This is a genomic window from Streptomyces sp. NRRL S-37 (genome assembly GCF_000721605.1).
Classification (GTDB): Bacteria; Actinomycetota; Actinomycetes; order Streptomycetales; family Streptomycetaceae; genus Streptomyces.
The window spans coordinates 58,240-78,509 of record NZ_JOIZ01000012.1 but is presented as its reverse complement, the minus strand read 5'-3'; the positions used below and the strand labels follow the sequence as shown (position 1 = coordinate 78,509).

General features: G+C 72.5%; 17 protein-coding genes and 1 pseudogene. 4 read left to right on the top strand and 14 right to left on the bottom strand.

The window, feature by feature from the left end; translation table 11 throughout:
* Positions 1 to 149: 149 nt before the first annotated feature.
* Positions 150 to 446 (top strand): zinc-ribbon domain-containing protein, encoded by a 297-nt coding sequence (locus tag IH50_RS0118690; protein ID WP_030863135.1) that lies wholly within the window; start codon positions 150 to 152, stop codon positions 444 to 446.
* Positions 447 to 474: 28 nt separating this feature from the next.
* Here the strand turns inward: IH50_RS0118690 and IH50_RS0118685 are convergent, their stop codons facing one another.
* Together IH50_RS0118685 and IH50_RS0118680 are read right to left on the bottom strand one after the other, a co-directional pair.
* A complete protein-coding gene (locus tag IH50_RS0118685) occupies positions 475 to 1,182 on the bottom strand; it encodes a TIGR03943 family putative permease subunit (protein WP_030863132.1) in 708 nt (235 codons plus the stop codon).
* 17 nt (positions 1,183 to 1,199) lie between these two features.
* Positions 1,200 to 2,246, bottom strand: coding sequence for a permease (locus IH50_RS0118680; protein ID WP_078914016.1), 1,047 nt, complete (start codon positions 2,244 to 2,246; stop codon positions 1,200 to 1,202).
* 192 nt (positions 2,247 to 2,438) lie between these two features.
* Between IH50_RS0118680 and IH50_RS0118670 the strand changes: the two genes are divergently transcribed.
* Positions 2,439 to 4,358: an NAD-binding protein gene (locus IH50_RS0118670; RefSeq protein WP_030863127.1), complete on the top strand. Its 1,920-nt coding sequence runs from the start codon at positions 2,439 to 2,441 to the stop codon at positions 4,356 to 4,358.
* 333 nt (positions 4,359 to 4,691) lie between these two features.
* Here IH50_RS0118670 and IH50_RS0118665 read toward each other — a convergent pair whose 3' ends face one another.
* Positions 4,692 to 6,539 carry a prolyl oligopeptidase family serine peptidase gene (locus IH50_RS0118665; protein WP_030863125.1) on the bottom strand — a complete coding sequence of 616 codons (1,848 nt, stop codon included), beginning with the start codon at positions 6,537 to 6,539 and terminating at the stop codon, positions 4,692 to 4,694.
* Between the two features lie 157 nt (positions 6,540 to 6,696).
* Here IH50_RS0118665 and IH50_RS0118660 point away from each other — a divergent pair, with 157 nt between their 5' ends.
* Positions 6,697 to 7,518 (top strand): SURF1 family protein, encoded by an 822-nt coding sequence (locus IH50_RS0118660; protein WP_030863122.1) that lies wholly within the window; start codon positions 6,697 to 6,699, stop codon positions 7,516 to 7,518.
* Between the two features lie 67 nt (positions 7,519 to 7,585).
* Here IH50_RS0118660 and IH50_RS0118655 read toward each other — a convergent pair whose 3' ends face one another.
* From IH50_RS0118655 to IH50_RS0118615, 9 genes are all read right to left on the bottom strand, one after another.
* Positions 7,586 to 8,797: a hypothetical protein gene (locus tag IH50_RS0118655; protein ID WP_030863119.1), complete on the bottom strand. Its 1,212-nt coding sequence runs from the start codon at positions 8,795 to 8,797 to the stop codon at positions 7,586 to 7,588.
* Positions 8,794 to 9,369, bottom strand: a complete 576-nt coding sequence (locus tag IH50_RS0118650) for a SigE family RNA polymerase sigma factor (protein ID WP_030863114.1) — start codon at positions 9,367 to 9,369, stop codon at positions 8,794 to 8,796. Before IH50_RS0118650 ends, IH50_RS0118655 begins: the two co-directional genes overlap by 4 nt.
* 521 nt (positions 9,370 to 9,890) lie before the next feature.
* A complete protein-coding gene (locus IH50_RS0118645) occupies positions 9,891 to 10,964 on the bottom strand; it encodes an aspartate-semialdehyde dehydrogenase (protein ID WP_030863110.1) in 1,074 nt (357 codons plus the stop codon).
* A complete protein-coding gene (locus IH50_RS0118640; RefSeq protein ID WP_030863107.1) occupies positions 10,964 to 12,241 on the bottom strand; it encodes an aspartate kinase in 1,278 nt (425 codons plus the stop codon). Before IH50_RS0118640 ends, IH50_RS0118645 begins: the two co-directional genes overlap by 1 nt.
* A gap of 195 nt (positions 12,242 to 12,436) precedes the next feature.
* Positions 12,437 to 12,739, bottom strand: coding sequence for a hypothetical protein (locus IH50_RS42055; protein WP_199822106.1), 303 nt, complete (start codon positions 12,737 to 12,739; stop codon positions 12,437 to 12,439).
* Between the two features lie 476 nt (positions 12,740 to 13,215).
* Positions 13,216 to 13,605 carry a hypothetical protein gene (locus IH50_RS0118630; RefSeq protein ID WP_030863102.1) on the bottom strand — a complete coding sequence of 130 codons (390 nt, stop codon included), beginning with the start codon at positions 13,603 to 13,605 and terminating at the stop codon, positions 13,216 to 13,218.
* Between the two features lie 124 nt (positions 13,606 to 13,729).
* Positions 13,730 to 14,389 carry a DUF5063 domain-containing protein gene (locus tag IH50_RS0118625; protein WP_030863098.1) on the bottom strand — a complete coding sequence of 220 codons (660 nt, stop codon included), beginning with the start codon at positions 14,387 to 14,389 and terminating at the stop codon, positions 13,730 to 13,732.
* Positions 14,382 to 14,981, bottom strand: coding sequence for a recombination mediator RecR (gene recR / locus IH50_RS0118620; RefSeq protein ID WP_030863096.1), 600 nt, complete (start codon positions 14,979 to 14,981; stop codon positions 14,382 to 14,384). The genes IH50_RS0118625 and recR overlap by 8 nt, the downstream gene beginning before the upstream one ends.
* An 87-nt stretch (positions 14,982 to 15,068) precedes the next feature.
* Complete coding sequence (locus IH50_RS0118615; RefSeq protein ID WP_030863093.1) at positions 15,069 to 15,410, bottom strand: YbaB/EbfC family nucleoid-associated protein; 342 nt, start codon at positions 15,408 to 15,410, stop codon at positions 15,069 to 15,071.
* Positions 15,411 to 15,687: 277 nt separating this feature from the next.
* On the opposite strand from IH50_RS0118615, the gene IH50_RS0118610 reads away from it, so the two are divergent.
* Positions 15,688 to 16,434 (top strand): SLATT domain-containing protein, encoded by a 747-nt coding sequence (locus tag IH50_RS0118610; RefSeq protein WP_030863090.1) that lies wholly within the window; start codon positions 15,688 to 15,690, stop codon positions 16,432 to 16,434.
* Positions 16,435 to 16,443: 9 nt separating this feature from the next.
* Here the strand turns inward: IH50_RS0118610 and IH50_RS0118605 are convergent, their stop codons facing one another.
* Both IH50_RS0118605 and IH50_RS37785 read right to left on the bottom strand, forming a co-directional pair.
* Complete coding sequence (locus IH50_RS0118605) at positions 16,444 to 17,988, bottom strand: substrate-binding domain-containing protein (RefSeq protein ID WP_030863085.1); 1,545 nt, start codon at positions 17,986 to 17,988, stop codon at positions 16,444 to 16,446.
* A gap of 125 nt (positions 17,989 to 18,113) precedes the next feature.
* A pseudogene (locus tag IH50_RS37785) lies at positions 18,114 to 20,203 on the bottom strand (protein kinase domain-containing protein).
* Positions 20,204 to 20,270 lie beyond the last annotated feature (67 nt).

Genomic DNA, 20,270 nt, shown 5'->3' with positions numbered 1-20,270 from the left:
CACCCTAGGCGTCCGCGCCCTTCCCCTCCTCGCCGGGGGCCGGTGCGCTTGTGCGGGGTGCGGCGATGCGGCGGCCGGTCCCGTTGCCGGCCGCGGTCACCGTCTGGTGTGGTGGTTCGGGGGACCGAGGCCCGGGAAGGAACCACGACATGATCATTTTTGGCACCAAGGGGTACCTGTACCAGCTCGCGATACTGACGCTGGTGTGCGCGCAGTGCGGGAACCCCGCCGCGCACACGCTCAGGAAGCGGGTCACCAAGTTCACCTTGTTCTTCGTCCCGCTGTTCCCCGTCTCGACGAAGTACACGACGCAGTGCACCTTCTGCGGCGCGGAGCAGAAGGTGACCAGGGAGCAGGCCGAGCAGCTCCAGGCGCAGGCGATCGGCGGCGGACAGGGCGGGCAGGACCACGGACAGCGGTCGCAGCAGCAGCCGTACCAGTCCTGACCGGCCGCCATCCCGGCCGGCCGCCGTCCTAGCCGCTCCACGCCTCGTCGTACGGGTCCTGCGGGACCGGGACCGGTTCCGCGCGGGTGACCTCGAAGTACGGGACCGGGCCGTCGTTGACGGGATCCTTCGTACGGCGCGGGGTGTAGCGGCCGGTGACCTCCAGCCAGGTGTCCGGCCGCAGGACCGGGGGGATCTCTCCGGTGAGGGCGATCTTGACCGGCTGGGCGTCGGCGGCACAGCAGTTGAGACCCATGCGGACCAGGTACGGGGCGCCGGCGCCGTCCAGGGCCACGAAACCGGTGACGGAGATCGGGCGGCCGCGCAGGTGACGGCCGTGGTCGTAGACCGCGCGGGCCGCGTACTCCCCGACTCCGAGACGCAGCGGCCCCCGCTCGGGCAGCTCCGGATAGCCGAGGGGTTCCCGCAGGGCCGTACCGGTGTGGGTGGCGCTGTAGGAGCCGAGGGCGGGCGGGGCGACCAGGATCAGGGCGAAGAGGGGGAGGGTGAGAAGCCAGGAGACACGGGGTTCCCGGTGCGGCTTCGCCGAGTGCGGCCCGCGGCGCCGTGCGTACCAGGCCGTCGCCGCCGCCGTCGCGATCAGCACCGCGCCCGACAGCAGCAGCAACGGGCGCAGGCCCGCCTTGACGTACCGCAGGTGCAGATCGGTCAGGCCGGCGTGCAGCACGGTCGCGCCGAGGAGGAACAGCAGGGCCGCCTGGGCCTGGTGGTTCAGGTCCGGTTTCACGGGCTTCAAAGCAGCACCGCTCCCGTCAGGGCCGAGACGGCCACCGCCAGGGCGAAGGTCGCGGGGGCGAAGCGCAGGGCGAAGGCCCGGCCGAACGTGCCCGCCTGCATCGCGAAGAGCTTCAGGTCGACCATCGGTCCCACGACCAGGAAGGCCAGCCGGGCCGTCAGCGAGAACTGGGTGAGCGACGCCGCCACGAACGCGTCCGCCTCCGAGCAGATCGACAGCAGCACCGCCAGGACGGCCAGGGCCAGCACCGACAGCACCGGGCTGCCGGCCGCCACGCGCAGCCACTCCGCCGGGACCACCGCCTTCAGCGTGGCCGCCGCCATCGCGCCGACCACCAGATAGCCGCCCGCGTGCGTCACGTCGTGCCGTACCGAACCCCAGAACGCCGCACCCCTGCCCTGCCCCTCGTACGGCGAGCGGGAGGGCGGGCGCAGCCAGTCGGTGCGGCCGAGGCGCTGCCACAGCCAGCCCATCGCGCACGCCACCAGCAGGCTCGCGACGAAACGGGCCACCACCATCCGGGGCTCGCCGGGGAAGGCGACCGCCGTCGCCGTCAGCACGACCGGGTTGATCGCGGGGGCGGAGAGCAGGAACGCCAGGGCGGCCGCCGGCGTCACTCCCCTGCGCACCAGCGCACCCGCCACCGGCACGGACGCGCACTCGCAGCCCGGCAGCACCGCCCCCGCCGCGCCCGCGACGGGTATGGCCAGCGCGGGGCGCCGGGGCAGGGCGCGGGCGAAGAACGACGGCGGGACGAACACCGCGATCGCTGCCGACAGCAGGACGCCGAGCACCAGGAAGGGCAGGGCCTGGAGGACCACCGCCACGAACACCGTCATCCAGCTCTGCGTCACCGGCGCGGCCAGGGCGCCGCGGACGGGGTCCTGGAACATCACGGCCGTGAGGAGGACGAGGGTGAGGAGGAGGGGGGAGGTGAGGTGGTGGGACGCCTCGTCGTGCGTCTCCTCCTCGCCGTGCGTCTTCTCCTCCCGGCCGCCGTGAGGTCCGGCGGTGCCGTGCGGGGGCGGTTTCGTGATGGCCACGGGCCGGGTGCACCTCCGGTGGACGCGCGTGCGGGAGAGCGGGGCCGCGCTCGGGTCCCTTCCCCTTGGTACGGAGGGCGGGGCGGGGCCGTTCAGCGGCACCCTGGAACCACCCGTCACGATGAGGCAGTCTCTTCCCCTGTGGTGAGCTTCCTTCCCAGCCCGGCCCTGCCCGGCGACCCGTCCGCGCACATGGTGGTGTGCGGCGACGACGGGCTGGCGCACCGGCTCGCCGCCGAACTGCGCGAGGTGTACCGCGAGCAGGTGACCCTCGTCGTACCGCCGTCCGGGCGCGGCGGCCGGCCGCCGATGGCGGGACGGGCCCGCGCGGCCTCCGCCGCCCTGCTCGACCGGGTCGTGACCGCCGTCAACCGGGGCGGCGGCGGGTCCGACGACACCCTGGCGCCCGGCGAACGGGTCGTGGAGGCCGCCGAGCCGACCGAGGCCGTGCTCGCCGAGGCCGGGGTGGAGCGCGCCGCCGCGCTGGCGCTGGTGTACGACGACGACGAGACCAACATCCGCGCTGCCCTGACCGCCCGCCGGCTCAACCCCCGGCTGCGGCTCGTCCTGCGGCTCTACAACCGACGCCTGGGCCGGCACATCGAGGAACTCCTGGACCAGGCGGCCGAGTTGGCGGGCGGTGGCGGTGGTGGCGGCGACGGCAGGGGCGGGGGTACGGCGGGACGTGGCGGTCCCGGTGGTCCCGGTGAGGCCGACATCGCCACGACCGTGCTGTCCGACGCCGACACGGCCGCGCCCGCGCTGGTCGCCACCGCGCTCGTCGGCACCAGCAAGGTCGTCGACGCGGAAGGGCTGCTGCTGCGGGCGGTGGAGCGCCGGCCCCCGGGGCCGGGCGAGGTGGCCGACCCCGGACTGTGCACTCTCGCGCTGCTCTCCGCGACCAGCAACGACCCCGCCGGGGACGAGGGTTCGGAGGACAGCGGCGAACAGGGCCCGCGGCTGCTGCCCGACGCGGCGGCGGTGGCGGCGGCGACCGGACGGGGAACGGTCGTACTGGAGCAACTGTCCTACTCCGGACCGCCGTTGTCCGCCGGGCGGGGCGGGCCGCCGTTCGCCTCGCTGTTCTCGCGGCGGCTGCGGTGGTCGCTGGCGGGGCTGGTGGCGGCGGTGGTCGCGCTCGCCGTCGCGCTGACGGTGGTGACCCAGGACAATCCGCTGCACGCCACGTACGTCACCCTGCTCGACCTCTTCGCGATCAACGAGCCCGCGCACCACCAGTCCACCGGGCGGCAGGTGCTGCAACTGCTCTCCATGCTGGTGGGGTTGCTGCTGCTGCCGGTGCTGCTGGCGGCGGTGCTGGAGGCGCTGGGGACGTTCCGCACGGCGTCGGCGCTGCGGAAGCCGCCGCGCGGGCTGGGCGGGCACGTGGTGCTGCTCGGGCTGGGCAAGATCGGGACCAGGGTGCTGACGCGGCTGCGGGAGCTGCACATCCCGGTGGTGTGCGTCGAGGCCGATCCGGAGGCACGGGGGATGGCCGTGGCGCGGCGGCTACGGGTCCCGGTGGTGCTGGGGGACGTCACTCAGGAGGGGGTGCTGGAGGCCGCGAAGATCCGTCGTGCGGACGCGTTGCTGGCACTGACCAGTGCGGACACGACGAATCTGGAGGCGGTGCTGTACGCGCGGTCCGTGCGGCCCGATCTGCGGGCGGTGCTGCGGCTGTACGACGACGACTTCGCGAAGGCGGTGTACCGGACGTTGCGGACCGCGCATCCGTCGGCGCTGACGCGGAGCCGGAGCGTGTCGCATCTGGCGGCGCCGGCTTTCGCCGGGGCGATGATGGGGCGGCAGATCCTGGGCGCGATACCGGTGGAGCGGCGGGTGCTGCTGTTCGCGGCGGTGGTCGTGGGCGGGTACGCGCAGTTGGAGGGGCGGACGGTGGGGGAGGCGTTCCGGGCGGGGGCCTGGCGGGTGCTGGCGCTGGACACGGCGGGGTCCGCCTCCGGCGGGGAGGGGATGCCGGGGTCCGGGCTGGTGTGGGACCTCCCCGATACGTATGTGCTGCGTGCGGAGGACCGGGTGGTGCTGGCCGCCACCCGGCGGGGGCTGGCGGAGCTGCTGGGGCGGCGGGCGCGGCCGCGAGGCACGCGGTGACGCTTGCCGCTTGCCTTTGGGCGGGGGCGGGCTTCACTTGCCCCGTTCGCGAGGTGCACGACGCTGCCGCTGGGCGGGGCGAGTTCCACTTACCCGCGTCCGCGAGGTGCCGCTGCGCCCACCCGTGCCGCCCTGGGGGCACCTCCCAGGCCCTTAAGGCACTGGGGGAGGCACGACTGCCCGCAGCTGCGGCGTTTCCGCGGGCAGTCGTGCCGCAGGGCGGCACGGGTGGGCTGGGGGTACCCCCTCTGGGGGAGGCACCCCGTAAGCGCCGGGTTGCGCGAACACCCCCCGCCGTGCAACTGCCCGCGGTACCGGGCGGCCTGGCCGCGGCTATGCGGGGAGGTGCTTCGACGCGAAGTCGAGTTCCAGGCGGACCTGCTTGATGCGTTCGTCGACCACCAGGGAGCCGTGGCCCGCGTCGTAGCGGTAGACCTCGTGGACGGCGTCGCGGGACTCCAGGCGTTCGACGTAGTTCTCGATCTGCCGGATGGGACAGCGGGGGTCGTTGACGCCCGCCGAGATGTAAACCGGGGCCTTGACCCGGTCGACGTAGGTGAGGGGCGACGACGCCTCGAAGCGGTCGGGGACCTCCTCCGGGGTACCGCCGAGCAGCGTGCGGTCCATCGCCTTCAGCGCTTCCATCTCGTCGTGGTACGCCGTGACGTAGTCGGCGACCGGAACCGCCGCGATGCCCAGCGCCCACGCCTCCGGCTGCGTACCGAGGCCGAGCAGGGTGAGGTAGCCGCCCCAGGAGCCGCCGGTGAGGATCAGCCGGGCCGGGTCGGCGAGACCGGAGGCGACCGCCCACTGCCGCACCGCCGCGATGTCCTCCAGCTCGATCAGGCCCACCCGGTGCTTCAGCGCGTCGGTCCAGGCGCGGCCGTAGCCCGTGGAGCCCCGGTAGTTGACGCGGACCACCGCGTAGCCGTGGTCGACCCAGGCGGCCGGACCGGCCGCGAAGGAGTCGCTGTCGTGCCAGGTGGGGCCGCCGTGGATGTCGAAGACGGTGGGGAGCGGGCCGTTCGCGCCGGCCGGCTTCTGGACGAGGGCGTGGATGCGGCCGCCGGGCCCCTCCACCCACACGTCCTCCACCGGGACCGACCCGGGCGACTTCATCCCGGGCGGGTCGAGGACCACTCCGCCCGCCGTGGACCGCACCGCCGGCGGCTGGGCCGCCGACGACCACAGGTACTCCACGCTGCCGTCGGGCCGGGCCGTCGCACCCGAGACCGTGCCGCGCGGGGTGGGGATCTCCACCAGCCGGCGCCCGGCCAGGTCGTAGCGGAACAGCTCGCCACGGGCTTCGAAGCCGTGCACGACGAGCAGCCCCGTGCCGTCCGGGCACCACTCGGCGCTCACGTCACCGGGCAGCTCCAGCGCGAGGTCGGTCTCCTCCCCCGTCGCCACGTCCCACACCAGCGGCTCCCAGCGTCCGCGCCGCTGGTGACCGATGAGCAGCCGGGTGTCGCCCGCCACCGGCGCGAAGCCCAGCACCTCCAGGCCCAGTTCCCGCGTGCCGCCCTCGGTGTCGTCGAGCTCGGCGACCGTCGTGCCGTCGGGCCGCAGCACCCGCAGCGCGGAGTGCATCGCGTCACCGTGCTCGGTGTGCTCCACGGCGATCAGCGAACCGTCGTGGGAGAGGTCCCCGACGCCCGCCGACTCGCGGTGCCGGTAGATCTCCACGGGCGCCTCGCCCGTGCGGGCCAGGTGGATCGTCGTACCGTCCTCGTCCGTGGAACGGCCCACGACCGCCGTACGGCCGTCCCGGCCCAGCGCGAGACCGGCGGGGTACGAAGGGTCGAGGCCCGGTGCCGCGAGCTCGTCCTCACCGCCCGAGAACCGCTGCCGGCGCCACACGCCGAACTCGTCGCCGTCCTTGTCGTCGAACCACCAGATCCACTCGCCGTCCGGCGAGAGCACGCCGTCCGTCGTGCCGTTGGGCCGGTCCGTCACCTGCCGCTGCTCGCCCGTCGCCCGGTCCCAGGCGTACAGCTCGTACGTCCCCGTCGCGTTCGACACGAACAGGGAGCGGTCGGGGGCGTCCTCCGCCCAGTCGGGCAGGGACACCCGGGGCGCCCGGAAGCGCTTCTCCCAGTCGGGCATGTCCGCGCCCTGTTCCACTCGCTCGGTCTGGTGGTCCGCCCGGTCCGGCGCGTCGGACCCGTTGCTCTCAGTCATGACCCCATACTGCCCGTCCGGGAGGACATCGCGCCGCCGAGGTCCCCGGCCTGTGGACGACTTCTCCCCGGTCCTTCACCGGCCTCTCGTGGAGACCGCCCGCCGCACGGCGACCCCGCGGGCCGGGAACCACCCGCGGACCCGTACCGTTGAAGGCGTGTACCGGTTTCTGCTGACGCCCCGCTGGTGGGGGATCAACGTCTTCCTGCTGCTCTCCATCCCCTTCTGCGTCTTCATGGGGTCCTGGCAGCTGGGCCGGTTCGAGGACAGGGTGGACAGCCACCGCGAAGCCGAGGCGCGCATCGCCACGGACAAGCGGGAGGCGGCCAGGCCGCTGGACGACCTGCTGCCCGTGACCAAGGCCACCTCCGGCAAGCAGGCCACGGTGAGCGGCCGGTACGACACCCAGCTGCTCGTGCCCGACCGCACGCTGGACGACGAGGACGGCTACTACGTCCTGACCCTGCTGCGCACCGGCACCGGCCGGGCGCTGCCCGTCGTCCGGGGCTGGCTGCCCGGTACCCCCGACCCGGCGAAGGCGCCCGCGGCGCCCACCGGTGAGGTCACCGTCACCGGCGCGCTCCAGGCGTCCGAGACACCGGGCAGCAACGGCGTCAGCGCCCGCGGCGGCCTGCCCGGGGGACAGACGGCGGCGATCAGCTCGGCGTCACTGGTGAACCTGGTGGAGTACGACGTGTACGACGCCTGGCTCACGCTCAACCGCGGCGACTCCGGCATGAAGGCGGTGCCGGCGACCGCGCCGAACGGCACCGGCCTCGACCTGAAGGCGTTCCAGAACCTCGGCTACACCGCCGAGTGGTTCGCCTTCGTGGGCTTCGTGATCTTCATGTGGTTCCGTCTGTTCCGCCGCGAGCTGGAGTTCGCCCGCGACGCGGAACTGGGCCTGGTCCCGGACGAGGACGAGGGGAACGAGGACGGGGAGCGGGAGCCGGCGCGGTCGGAGTCCGGGGCGGTCTGAGTCCGGGGCGGCCGAGTCCGGCGACGGCCCCGGGGGCCCGGGCCCAAGGGGCCGGAAACCGTCCCCGTCACACCGCCGACAGCAGCCCCGTGAAGTACACCGTGCCCGCGCACGCGTTGCTCACCGTCGTGGTGGCCGAGCCCGAGCCCGTGGACGCCGTGTACGTCACCGCCACACTGCCGTCCCCCGTGCCGTCCTCCCCGACCAGCTGGGTGGCCGTGCCGCTGTCCGTGCCCGTGGACGCGCCGGTCGTCGTGGCCGGGGCGCCGGTCGGCGTCGGGTCGGGCGAGGGTCCGCCGGTGCCGCCGGTGTCGCCGCCCGTGCTGTCGCCCGGAGCCGGGCAGGTCTCGGAGGGCACCCAGGCGAACTTCACCTCGTACGCCGCACCCGGCTTGAGCACCAGTTCCGTGACCTCCAGGGAGGGGTCGGGCAGTCCGGCCGCCGCGTCCCCCGCCACGTGCCGCGCCGAGCTCACCTTGGTGGCGTCGGCCGCGCCCTGCGGGGTCGGGGTCACGCTCCCGGCGCCCTGGACGGTACAGGCCGCGGTGGAGACGTTGACGACCCGGAAGGATCCGTAGACCGCGCCCGTGGACTCGGGGGCGGCGCTGGACGCGGACGCCGGGCCGAGCTGGGCGGCCGTGCAGACGGGCACCCCGGCGGCGACGTCGGCCGAGGGGCCGGTACCCTCCGTCGCCCCCGTGCCGGAGCCGGTGCTCGTGCCGCCTTCGTCCTGTTCCTTCTTGTCGCCCTTGTCGGTTCCCTCGACCCGGTCCGAGGCGCCGCCCGCGGTGCTCTCCCCGCCTTCCGGGTCCTTGCCCTGACCGGTGCCGCCCTGCGCCTGCGCGGCGTGGCCGACGGCGGAGGGGTCGGCGTCGGAGCCGGTGACGCCGGAGACGTGGACGAGGGCGGGGACGGCGGTGCCGAGGAAGAGGGCGGCGGCGGCCATGCCGACGAGGGCCTGGCGCTTGCGGGCCCGGCGGGCGGGGACGGCCCGGCGCAGATAGTCCAGGGTGCCGTCGCCCGGCTCCACCTCCCGCACCGCCCGGTGCAGCAGGGCGCGCAGTGCCAGCTCGTCCGCGTCGAGCCCCTCGGAGCCCTGTTCGTCCAGGCCGTCGTTCACAGTTCCGTTCCCAGCGTGCGTGTGCTCCGGCTCGTTCCCGTCGCCGGTTTCCCGTACGTCCTCGGGCGCGGGCACGCCCTCGGACTTCCGCGCGGCCTCGGACGGACGCGAGCCCTCCGGCCCGCGCTCCCCGTGCCGCGCGTCCTTGCCCTCGCTCATGCCGGCGCCTCCATGGCCAGCCGCAGCGCCGCGATACCGCGTGAGCCGTACGCCTTCACCGAGCCCAGCGAGATGCCGAGGGTCTCGGCGACCTGCGCCTCCGTCATGTCCGCGAAGTAGCGCAGCACCAGCACCTCGCGCTGGCGGCGCTGGAGGCCCTTCATCGCCTTGATCAGGGAGTCGCGCTCCAGCTGGTCGTAGGCGCCCTCCTCCGCGCTCGCCATGTCGGGCATGGGCTTGGAGAGCAGCTTGAGGCCGAGGATGCGGCGGCGCAGCGCGGAACGGGACAGGTTGACGACCGTCTGGCGCAGGTAGGCCAGGGTCTTCTCCGGGTCCCGGACGCGTTTGCGGGCCGAGTGGACCCGGATGAACGCCTCCTGCACGACGTCCTCGCAGGAGGCGGTGTCGTCGAGGAGGAGTGCCGCGAGACCCAGCAGCGAGCGGTAGTGCGCGCGGTAGGTCTCGGTGAGATGGTCGACGGTGGTGCCGGCCGCCACGACGTCGTCGGTGCCGTCACGCTGACCTGGTATGCGGGCGGGGCGTGCTGCGGGCATGGGCGCGATCACCGGCATGCCGCCGCCGGACGCGCCGGGCATGCGGGGTCGGCGAGCCTGGCGGGGCGGCCGCAGGGCCGTGCCGCGCGGCGCTGTGAAGTCGAGTACCTCAGCCACGCCAGTTGGACACGCTTCCCCTCGTAAGGGTTGTACGTGCCGGGCGTCACTTTTGCGGCGGCCGGTGTGGCCGGCCGCCCGCCCGCGTCAGGCAGCACCACCGACAGCACCTCACATGCCCTCATGCGTCCCGCTCTTCCCCTGTGTCCCATGTGAACGGGCGTCCCCACGCCCGGTTCCGGACGTCCCCACGTCCGGAGAGCAGCGCCCCCACGCCCCCGGTAGGGGTGACCGCAAAGACGCTCCCCGCCCTCCGCGCGGTTGCGGAGAACGGGGAGGTGAATCCTCGTACAAGACTCGTACGGACCTCGTGCAATCCTCTGCCGCCGGAACGGCCTGATCAAGAGGGTGGTCCGACCGGGAAACCGGCTCACAAGACTTACACAGATCCTACAAATGATTCCTGTGCGATCCAGAACTTTTCACCGTTCAACCGCTACGAGTTCGGCGATCTGAGCGGTGTTCAGCGCCGCTCCCTTGCGCAGGTTGTCCCCGCAGACGAAGAGCTCCAGCGCGGTGGGGTCGTCCAGGGCCCGCCGTACCCGCCCGACCCAGGTCGGATCGGTGCCGACGACGTCGGCGGGGGTGGGGAACTCCCCCGCGGCCGGGTTGTCGAACAGGACCACTCCGGGCGCCGTGGCGAGGATCTCGCGTGCCTTGTCGACGGTGACCTCGCCCTCGAAGCGGGCGTGCACGGTGAGGGAGTGCGTGGTGACCACCGGGACGCGTACGCAGGTGACCGCCACGGGCAGGGAGGGCAGGCCGAGGATCTTGCGGGATTCGTCCCGGACCTTCATCTCCTCCGAGGACCAGCCGTCCTCGCGCAGGGACCCGGCCCACGGTACGACGTTCAGCGCGACCGGCTCCGGGAACGGCCCGGTGTTGTCCCCCACGGCCCGCCGTACGTCACCGGGGTGGGTCCCCAGCTCCGTACCGGCCACCAGGGAGAGCTGTTCGCGCAGGGTGCGCACGCCCGCGTGTCCGGCGCCGCTGACCGCCTGGTACGAGGAGACCACCAGCTCGCGCAGCCCGAACTCGGCGTGCAGCGCGCCCAGTGCGACGATCATCGACAGGGTGGTGCAGTTCGGGTTGGCGACGATCCCGCGCGGACGCCTCCGCACGGCGTGCGGGTTGACCTCGGGGACGACGAGCGGCACGTCCGGGTCCATCCGGAACGCGCCCGAGTTGTCGACCACCACCGCGCCCCGCGCGGCGGCGACGGGCGCCCACCGCTCGGCGACCTCGTCGGGGACGTCGAACATCGCGACGTCGACCCCGTCGAAGGCCTCCTCGGTGAGCGCCACGACCTCGACCTCTTCGCCGCGCACGGCCAGCTTGCGACCGGCCGAGCGCGGGGAGGCGATGAGCCTGATCTCACCCCAGACGTCCGCCCGCTGGGACAGGATCTGGAGCATGACCGTGCCGACGGCCCCGGTCGCTCCCACGACCGCGAGCGTCGGCCGCCCGGAACGTCCGGGTCCCTCGGTCCTGGCCATCAGCGGCCGGTGCCTCCGTAGACCACGGCCTCGTCGCTGTCGGAGTCCAGGCCGAAGGCGGAGTGCACGGCACGGACGGCCTCGGGCACGTCGTCCTTGCGGGTGACGACCGAGATGCGGATCTCGGAGGTCGAGATGAGTTCGATGTTCACACCGGCGTCGCTGAGCGCGGTGAAGAAGTCGGCGGTGACACCCGGGTTGGTCTTCATCCCCGCGCCGACCAGGGAGATCTTGCCGATCTGGTCGTCGTAGCGCAGGGAGGCGAAGCCGATGGTGCCCTTGTTCTTCTCCAGCGCGTCGATGGCCTTGCGGCCCTCGGTCTTCGGCAGGGTGAAGGAGATGTCCGTCAGGCCCGTGGACGCGGCGGACACGTTCTGCACGACCATGTCGATGTTGATCTCGGCATCGGCGATCGTGCGGAAGATCGAGGCGGCCTCGCCGGGCTTGTCCGGCACGCCGACGACCGTGACCTTGGCCTCGGAGGTGTCGTGCGCGACACCGGAGATGAGAGCCTGCTCCACCTGCTTGTCCCCTTGCTTCATCGGCTCACTGCTGACCCACGTGCCCTGCAGTCCGCTGAAGGACGAGCGGACGTGGATCGGGATGTCGTACCGGCGGGCGTACTCCACGCAGCGGTGGAGCAGCACCTTGGAACCGGAGGCCGCGAGTTCGAGCATGTCCTCGAACGCGATCCAGTCGATCTTCCGGGCCTTCTTCACCACGCGCGGGTCGGCGGTGAACACACCGTCGACGTCCGTGTAGATCTCGCACACCTCGGCTTCGAGCGCGGCGGCGAGGGCGACGGCGGTGGTGTCGGAGCCGCCGCGGCCGAGCGTGGTGATGTCCTTGGTGTCCTGGCTGACGCCCTGGAAACCGGCGACGATGGCGATGTTGCCCTCGTCCACCGAGGCCTTGATCCGGCCCGGCGTGACATCGATGATGCGGGCTTTGTTGTGGACCGAGTCGGTGATGACACCCGCCTGGCTGCCGGTGAAGCTCTGGGCGTTGTGGCCCAGGTTTTTGATCGCCATGGCCAGCAGGGCCATGGAGATCCGCTCTCCGGCGGTCAGCAGCATGTCGAGCTCGCGCCCGGCAGGGATCGGGGAAACCTGCTCGGCGAGATCGATCAGCTCGTCCGTCGTGTCGCCCATCGCGGAAACCACGGCGACCACCTGGTGGCCGTTCTTCTTGGCTTCCACGATCCTCTTGGCGACGCGCTTGATGCCCTCGGCATCGGCTACGGAGGAGCCTCCGTACTTCTGCACGACAAGGCCCACGTGCGCTCCTCGCTCAGTCCGTCGTTTTCCACAGTCCGCCCACATGGGTGTGCGCTGCGGTCGGCTCAGTCTATCGAGCGCCCGAAAAACCCCTCCGCGATATCGCATGGTGAGACTCCCCGGCGCCCGTGCAGGGGGCTCATGCCCCATCCCGCCGCAGACCACTCGGAAAAGCGACCCGCGTCACACACGGACTCAGTCGGCGAGGTCCTTGAGGGGTTCGGTGTCGAGGGTGATGTTCACGGGGTCGGGGAGGTCGATCACGGCACCGAACGGCTTGTTCACCTGCTGCGCGGCGGCGATGGCCTTGTGGCCCATCGCGTGCCCCTCTTCGAGGTGGTCGACGAAGACGGCGATCTCGGCGTCACGCGGGAGCAGGTGTGTGAAGTCCGGGTCGGCGTGCGGGTCTTCGTCACCTGCGGGGCGCTTTCCGTACCCCGTATTGGCCATGGGGTGGGACGGGGAGGGGAGGGCGGGGCCAAGGTTGACGTAAGCCACCATCGAAGGGTCTCGATTCGATGCGTCGGTCAGGCCTCGGACCGGTGTTGGTGCACCGCCGGGGCCGACTCATTCGCTGGTCGTTTGCCGCGAACCCAGGACGCTTTCACGCAGCGACGCAAGCCGATCACGGAACGTCACTCTCACGAGGTACGCCGGCTCAACTCACGTTCAGACCTGGTTGGTTGGGTATTTCAACCAAATAGAAAACCAGGAAAACCCGGGGGAAGAGCTCGGGTCCCGGGAATCAAGCTCCGGGCCGACCTGCGGAAATGAACGCCGCCCAGGCGGGTGCGGCGATACGGGGCGCGGCGATACCGGGTGCGGGGCCCGAGGGGGCGGTCCTGGAGTCGCGGACGTGGACGGCGCCGCAGCGGGCGACCTCGACGCAGGCGCCGCTCCTCACTCGGCGTCGGGGACCCCGGGCCGGCTCTCCCGGATCCGGTTCTTGACGTCTGTCCAACCGCTGTACCGGCTCATCGGGTCTCCCCGTCCTCCGCGTCCTCCGCCACCGCATATCCGGGTACGGACGGCCACCGGACGGTCAGTACCACCGACTCCTCCTCCGCGCACCACGAGTGGTCGACTCCCCGTCCCCACACGACGTAGTCGCCCTGCTTCTCCAGAAGGACGCTACGGCCGGGGAGTTCGACCCGGAAACGGCCGCTGATGAGGACCAGGAGAGCGGTGCGCTCCTCACCTTCCACCCACCGCGCCCGCTCGTCGCCACGCGGGTGGACGCCCCACTTGATCTCCACCGCCTCGCTGTGGCGGGGGTCTCCGGCGTCCTTGAAGTGCCCCAGGAGCCAGCCCCGGTCCAGCGCCGCGTCCTTGCCCGCGTTGCCCACGTACACGCTGCCGCTCATGCGGCGGACACCGGCAGGGACACACTCATCCCGAAAAGCGAGAGCACACCGGTCGACACTGTCCCTTGGGCGCTCATCTGAGCATCCAAGGGACAATCGCCTGCCCTGTGCTCACGCTTTTTCCTCACATACCCGGTCGCACGCCCAGCGGGGTACCGATCTCCTCGGCCATGACCTTGCCCGCCTCGAACTCCAGGGTGTCGTCGCCCATGCCCTGGTCGGTGTCGAGGCCGTCGAGTTCCGCGAGGGGCTGGTTCAGGCGGACGTGGGCGACGACCGACTGCAACGCGCGCAGGGTCGCGGACGCCGTCGTGCCCCAGTTGGAGAAGTAGGAGAACTGCCACCACCACAGGGCCTCCGTGGTGCGGCCGGCCTTGTAGTGGGCCATGCCGTGGCGGAGGTCGGTGATGACGTCGGTGAGATCGTCGGAGATACGGGCCGGGACCGGGGCCTTGCGGGGCTCGTAGGGGTCGAAGACCTCCGAGTAGACGTCGACCGGCTCCAGCATGCAGGCGAGGTTCTCACGGAGCTCGTCCACGTCGGCCTCCGGACCCATGTCGGGCTCGTAGCGCTCCTCGGGGACGATGTCCTCGTGCGCGCCCAGACGGCCGCCGGCCAGGAGGAGCTGGGAGACCTCCAGGAGGAGGAAGGGGACCGCCGAGTCCGGCTCGTCGCCCTTCGCGACCTCCGTGACGGCGACCAGGAAGCTCTCGATCTGGTCGGCGATCTGGACGGCGAAGTCGTCGGGGTTCTGGTGCGTCGCGTGCAGCGTGGCGTCAGACATCTAGGAGTCGTCTCCCCTCGAAGGCGCGGCCGAGGGTCACCTCGTCCGCGTATTCCAGGTCGCCACCCACCGGGAGGCCGCTGGCCAGGCGGGTGACCTTCAGGCCCATGGGCTTGATCATGCGGGCGAGGTACGTCGCCGTGGCCTCGCCTTCCAGATTCGGGTCCGTGGCCAGGATCAGCTCCGTGACCGTACCGTCGGCCAACCGCGCGAGAAGTTCTCGTATCCGCAAGTCGTCCGGACCCACCCCGTCGATGGGGCTGATCGCGCCGCCGAGGACGTGGTAGCGCCCCCGGAACTCACGGGTGCGCTCGATCGCCACGACGTCCTTCGGCTCCTCCACGACGCAGATGACAGCCGGGTCGCGGCGGGTGTCGCGGCAGATGTTGCACTGCTCCTCCTGCGCGACGTTCCCACAGGTCGCGCAGAAGCGGACCTTCGCCTTGACCTCCATCAGCGCGTGCGCCAGACGCCGTACGTCCGTCGGTTCCGCCTGGAGGATGTGGAAGGCGATCCGCTGCGCGCTCTTGGGACCGACGCCGGGCAGCCGCCCCAGTTCGTCGATGAGGTCCTGGACCACGCCTTCGTACAACGGACTGCCGTCCCTTCCTGGTGTTCCTTCAGTACGTACGGTAGAGGCCCGCGGGCCGTCTTCGAAAGGTTCGAGGGGGTCGAGGGGTCAGAAGGGGAGGCCGGGGAGGCCGCCGCCGCCCAGCCCCTGGGCCAGCGGGCCGAGCTTCTGCTGCTGGAGGGCCTGGGCGTTCTCGTTGGCCGCCTGGACCGCCGCGACGATCAGGTCCGCGAGGGTCTCGGTGTCCTCCGGATCCACCGCCTTCGGATCGATCACGAGGCCGCGCAGCTCGCCGGAGCCGGTGACGGTGGCCTTCACCAGACCGCCTCCCGACTGCCCGTCGACCTCGGTCCTCGCCAGCTCCTCCTGGGCCCGGGCCAGATCCTGCTGCATCTTCTGGGCCTGCTGGAGCAACTGCTGCATGTTCGGCTGGCCGCCACCGGGGATCACGATTCGGCTCCTTGGTCGGTCCGTCGGTAAGGGTTTTACCGTTCGGCACGAGCCTACGTGGTCGCGGGAGCCGTTGCCCCAGCACTCTTTCGAGTGAGTCACGGCGGGGCCCTATACCTGATCACGCCCATCTTCCGGGCGACAAAGAGCCCGAACCCCCGGCGCCGCCACCCATTGGGCGGTAGGAAGGGTCAGGCGCGCGAGCACCTGGCGTCACACTTCATGGACGGACGGTTACGCGGAATCAGCAGGGGTCAGTTCAGTAGGGAGATACCGGGTGGGTCAGCCGGAGATGCAGCCCGAGGGTCGGCCTCAGGACGGGTGGGGCGAAGGGGCGGCCGGGTCCCGGCCGGACGACCTGGAGGGGCGGGAGTTCCCGCTCGGGGACTGGGGCGAGCCGGCGGCCCGGCTGGACGAGCTGTACCGGTGGGTGGAGCGCGGCGCGCTGGACACCGCCACCTGGTACCTCGCGGACCGGGTGTGGAAGCGGCGGTGCGCGTGGGCGCTGCGGGCCGGGACGGCCGTGGGCGCGCTGACCGGGGCCGCGCTGCCGCTGCTCGACCTGACCGGGGTGGCCGACGGGTCCGCGCCCTGGGGTTATCTCGCGCTGCTGCTCGGGGTGGCCTGTGTGGCCGGGGACCGGTTCTTCGGGATGACGTCCGGCTGGATGCGGGACGTGGCGACCGCGCAGGCCGTACAGCGACGGTTGCAGGCGTTCCAGTTCGACTGGGCGTCGGAGTGCGTGCGCGAGGTGCTCGGTCCGGCGGACGGCACGGCGAGCGAGGCGGCCGAGCGGTGCCTGTCGGTGCTGCGGCGGTTCTCGGAGGACGTCACCGAGCTGGTGCGGGTCGAGACGGCCGACTGGATGGTGGAGTTCCGCACGGGTGGCGCGCCGCTGGGCATCCAGACGGCGGTGGCGGGCGCGGGACGCCCGGAGAGCTCCCTCCCGCACGGCCGCTTCCCGTCCCCGCAGGGGCCGGCCCGCCCCAACATGCCGCGGCAGCGCCCGCCCGAACCACGCTGAACCGGCACGTCACGGCGTGCCCCGTGCGCACAGTCCCATCCCCTCCGGGGTCCAGCACGGCAGATGACCATGGGTGCGGATCACTTCCTGGCCGACGCCGCGCGTGAGGTACGCCAGGAAACCCGACGCCAGTGAGTTCGCCGGCGGCTGCCCGTAGGTGTAGGCGTACTCGATCTCCCGGTACGGGTAGGAGCTCGTCCCGTGCTCGATGGCGTCGACGGACGGGACCTCTCCGTCGAGGTTCAGCCGGTGCAGTCCCTTCGCCCGTGAGGCGCGGGCCTGTTCGCTGTAGCCGATCGCACCGGGGATGTCCGCGACGGTCTCCAGCACCTGTTCGGTGGAGTCGAGTTCGCAGCGGACGACGGGAGCGGCCGGGTCGTCCTTGTGCACGCAGTCGACGGAGGAGTGGGCGATCTCGCCCCGGCCCAGCACGCGGCGCTGGAAGACCTGTCTCGTACCGGAGTTGGCGTCCCGGCTGACGAGGTGGACCGGCAGGTCCGGGCCGTCGAGCTCACTCCAGTTCGTGATCTCGCCCCGGTAAAGACGTCGTACGTCCTCCGTCGGCAGGTTCCGCAGCCCCACGGCGTCATTCACCACCAGCGCGAACACCGACACCGCCACCTGGTTCCCGCGCAGTTCGGACAGTCCGCCCGGCTTGGGGCCGTCCGACAGGACCACCAGCGGCGGAGAGCCGTCCCCCGCCTCCGCTCCGGCCGCCGCCAGATCCCGTATCCCGGCCGTCGACCCGTGCGGGTCCACCTCGATGCGCGGTTCCTCGTCCGCGCAGTCCCGCTCGTACTTCTCCGCGACCTCCCGCAGCACCGGCGCGAACGCCGTCGATCCGGTGAGGGTCAGGGTGCCGCTCCTGCAGCCGATCGGGGGCGGGCTGTCGTCCTGGGCGACGACGATCACCGCCAGGGCCACCACGCACAGCGTGAGCGTGATGGTGATCAGCCGTGCCGCACGGCTGAACAGCGGGGCCTTGTCGTCCGGGGTGGCACTGCGGTTGCGGTGCACGTCGCCCTCGCTGAGGTCGCCGCTCAGCTGGATCCCGTCGCCGACGTGCCCGCCGGAGAGCAGCACCAGCAGCTTGTAGTAGGCGCCACGGTTCAGCGGGACGCGCGGGAGGCGCAGGGTGCCGTCCTGGTAGCCGAAGCCGCGCTCCTGGGTGAAGTGCTCGAGGAGGTGGCTGGTCTCCGAGGGCTGGGTGACCGAGACGCCGAGGATGGTGCGCTCCGTGAACTCCACGGTCAGGCCGTGGCTTCCCGGGCTCTGGTAGTCGTCGCGGCCGATGGCCTGCGAGCCGTCGTTCTCGATGCGCAGCAGCACCATGCTGGCGTGCGTCATCCCCGCCGCCGTGTCGAACCAGCCCTCCCGCCGGCTGGTGCGGCTCGACCGCTGGCCGTCGCCGATCGGGACGTCCAACTGCACGCGGTACCCGATACGTTTGCTGCGCGGCACCCGCCGCTCGTACCAGACCATGACCGCGGAGGCGACGACACCGAGGATCGCCGTCGCCACGGCGACCAGGTTCTCCGCGCTCAGCCACTCCATCGTGCCGCCCCCGCCACTGCCCGCACGTCCGACCGGGCAGTCACCGTACGGCCGTGCGAAGCGGCCGGCGGTGTTCGTTCTCGGGAGTTCGCCGAACGTTCAACGGGCGCGTGCGGTACGGGATGTCACTCCCGTGTGTAGGTGAGCTGTTCGCCGTTGCCGGTGGTCACGCGCTGGAGGGAGCCGTCGGGAAGCAGGGTGACCTCGCTGGCGGAGCCCGGGCTGCAGGCGCCGCCCGGCTGCCCGACCGTCACGGAGGACGGGCCGAGCTCCAGCCGGTCACCGGAGCCGGCGGTGAGCCGGGCCTCGAAGACGCAGTGGTAGGTGCCGTTGCCGGCCGGCCCGTCGGCGACGAGGGACATGACCGTGTCGCCGACCTCGCCCTGCTGGATGGTCAGCTTGCGGGTGTGCTCGCCGCTCGCGTTGTCGATGGTGGTGGACCAACTGCCCAGGTAGTCCGCGGGAATGGTGCCGTCCGCGGGGGCGGAGGCGCTGGGCCCCCGGGTCTCGTCGGGAGTGGCGGAAGCGGAGCCCCGGGACGCGCCGCCGGGCGACGGGGGCGCGGTGGGGTCGCCGCCGGCGCGGTTGTCGGCGCCGCCGCTCATCAGCGCGTACACGGTGCCACCGGCGGCGAGCGCGACGACCAGCGCGATCACCACGAGCAGCACGGTGGAACGGTTGTCCCGGCGCGGCTCGGACACCGGACCGTACGGTGGCGGCCCGTAGGACGGGGTGTGACCGACGGCGGGCCCGTTGTAGGGGTAGCCGTACGCGGGCTGCTGGGGATGCCCGTACGGGCCGGGCGCCGGAGGCTGGGCGGGGCAGCAGGCATACCGGGATACGCCCCAGGAGACCCCGGCTGCCCAGCAGCAGGCATACCGGGATACGCCCCAGGAGACGCCGGCTGCCCGGCGGGACCGGCCGCACCGGCGGAGCCGCCCGGCCCGGAGGCGGGCCCACCCGGATACCCCGGTCCAGGAGACCCCGGCTGCCCGGCAACAGGCGCACCGGGATACGCCTGCTGCCCGGCGGACGCGCCGGGATGCGCCCCGGAAGACGCCTGCTGCCCGGCAGCCGGTCCCGCGGAAGCACCGGGCTGTCCCGCGGGAGCGTCCGGCGCGGGCGTGCCGGACCCGGCCGGTCCGGCCGGCGCGGGGGGCGCGGGGGGCCACGCCGCCGGTGCCGGAGCGGAGGCGTGGCCGTCCGGCTGCCCGGCGGCCGGCGTGCCGGGGGCGGCCGGTACCGGCGGCCAGGCGGCGGAAGGCGCACCCGCCGGTGCGGGAGGCGTCGGGGTCTGCGGATCCTCCGCGTCCAGGAGGCGGACCGCGTGACGGCCGAGCTGGGCGACCAGTGCGCCCGGCAGCCAGGGGTCGCGAGAGCGGCCGCCGGCCACGGTGTCCTCCGCGCCGGTACGTTCCAGCACCCGGTCGAGGGTGGGCCGTGCCGCCGGGTCCTTCTTCAGGCAGTCGCGTACGAGGTCGGCGATCCCCTCGGGCACCCCGACCAGGTCGGGTTCCTCCTGGGCGATGCGGAACATCAGCGCGTGCACACCGCTGTTGGCGGTGCCGAACGGGAGCGTGCCGGTGGCGGCGTAGGCGAGCACCGAGCCGAGGCAGAACACGTCGCAGGCGGGCGTGATGCGGTCGCCGCGCACCTGCTCGGGTGCCATGAAGCCGGGCGAGCCGACGAGCGCGCCGGTGCGGGTGAGCCCGCCGTCGGTCACCGTCTCCAGCGCCCGCGCGATCCCGAAGTCGATGACGCGCGGACCGTCGATGGTGACGAGCACGTTGGACGGCTTGAGGTCCCGGTGGACGATCCCCGCGGCGTGGATGTCCTTCAGCGCGTGCGCGAGACCCGCGGCGAGGATGCGCACCGAACGCTCGGGCAGCGCCCCGTGGTCGTGCCCGACCACCTGCTGGAGACTGGGCCCGGCCACATACCCGGTGGCCACCCACGGCACGGGCGCCTCGGTGTCCGCGTCGAGCACCGGAGCCGTCCAGTCGCCGCCGACCTGCCGCGCGGCGTGCACCTCCTGGCGGAAGCGCGCCCGGAACTCCTCCTGCTGGGCCAGCTCCCGGCGGATCAGCTTGACGGCGACGGTACGTCCCCGGTCGGAGCGGGCGAGGTAGACCTGCCCCATGCCGCCGGCCCCGAGCCGGGCCAGCAGCCGGTACGCCCCGATCCCCGCCGGGTCCCCGGGCCCGAGTTTGTCCATCGCCACGCAGCCTCCCCCGATGAGCGACATCCCGAGGATAATGCGGGGCCGGTACCCGGCGAGCCGG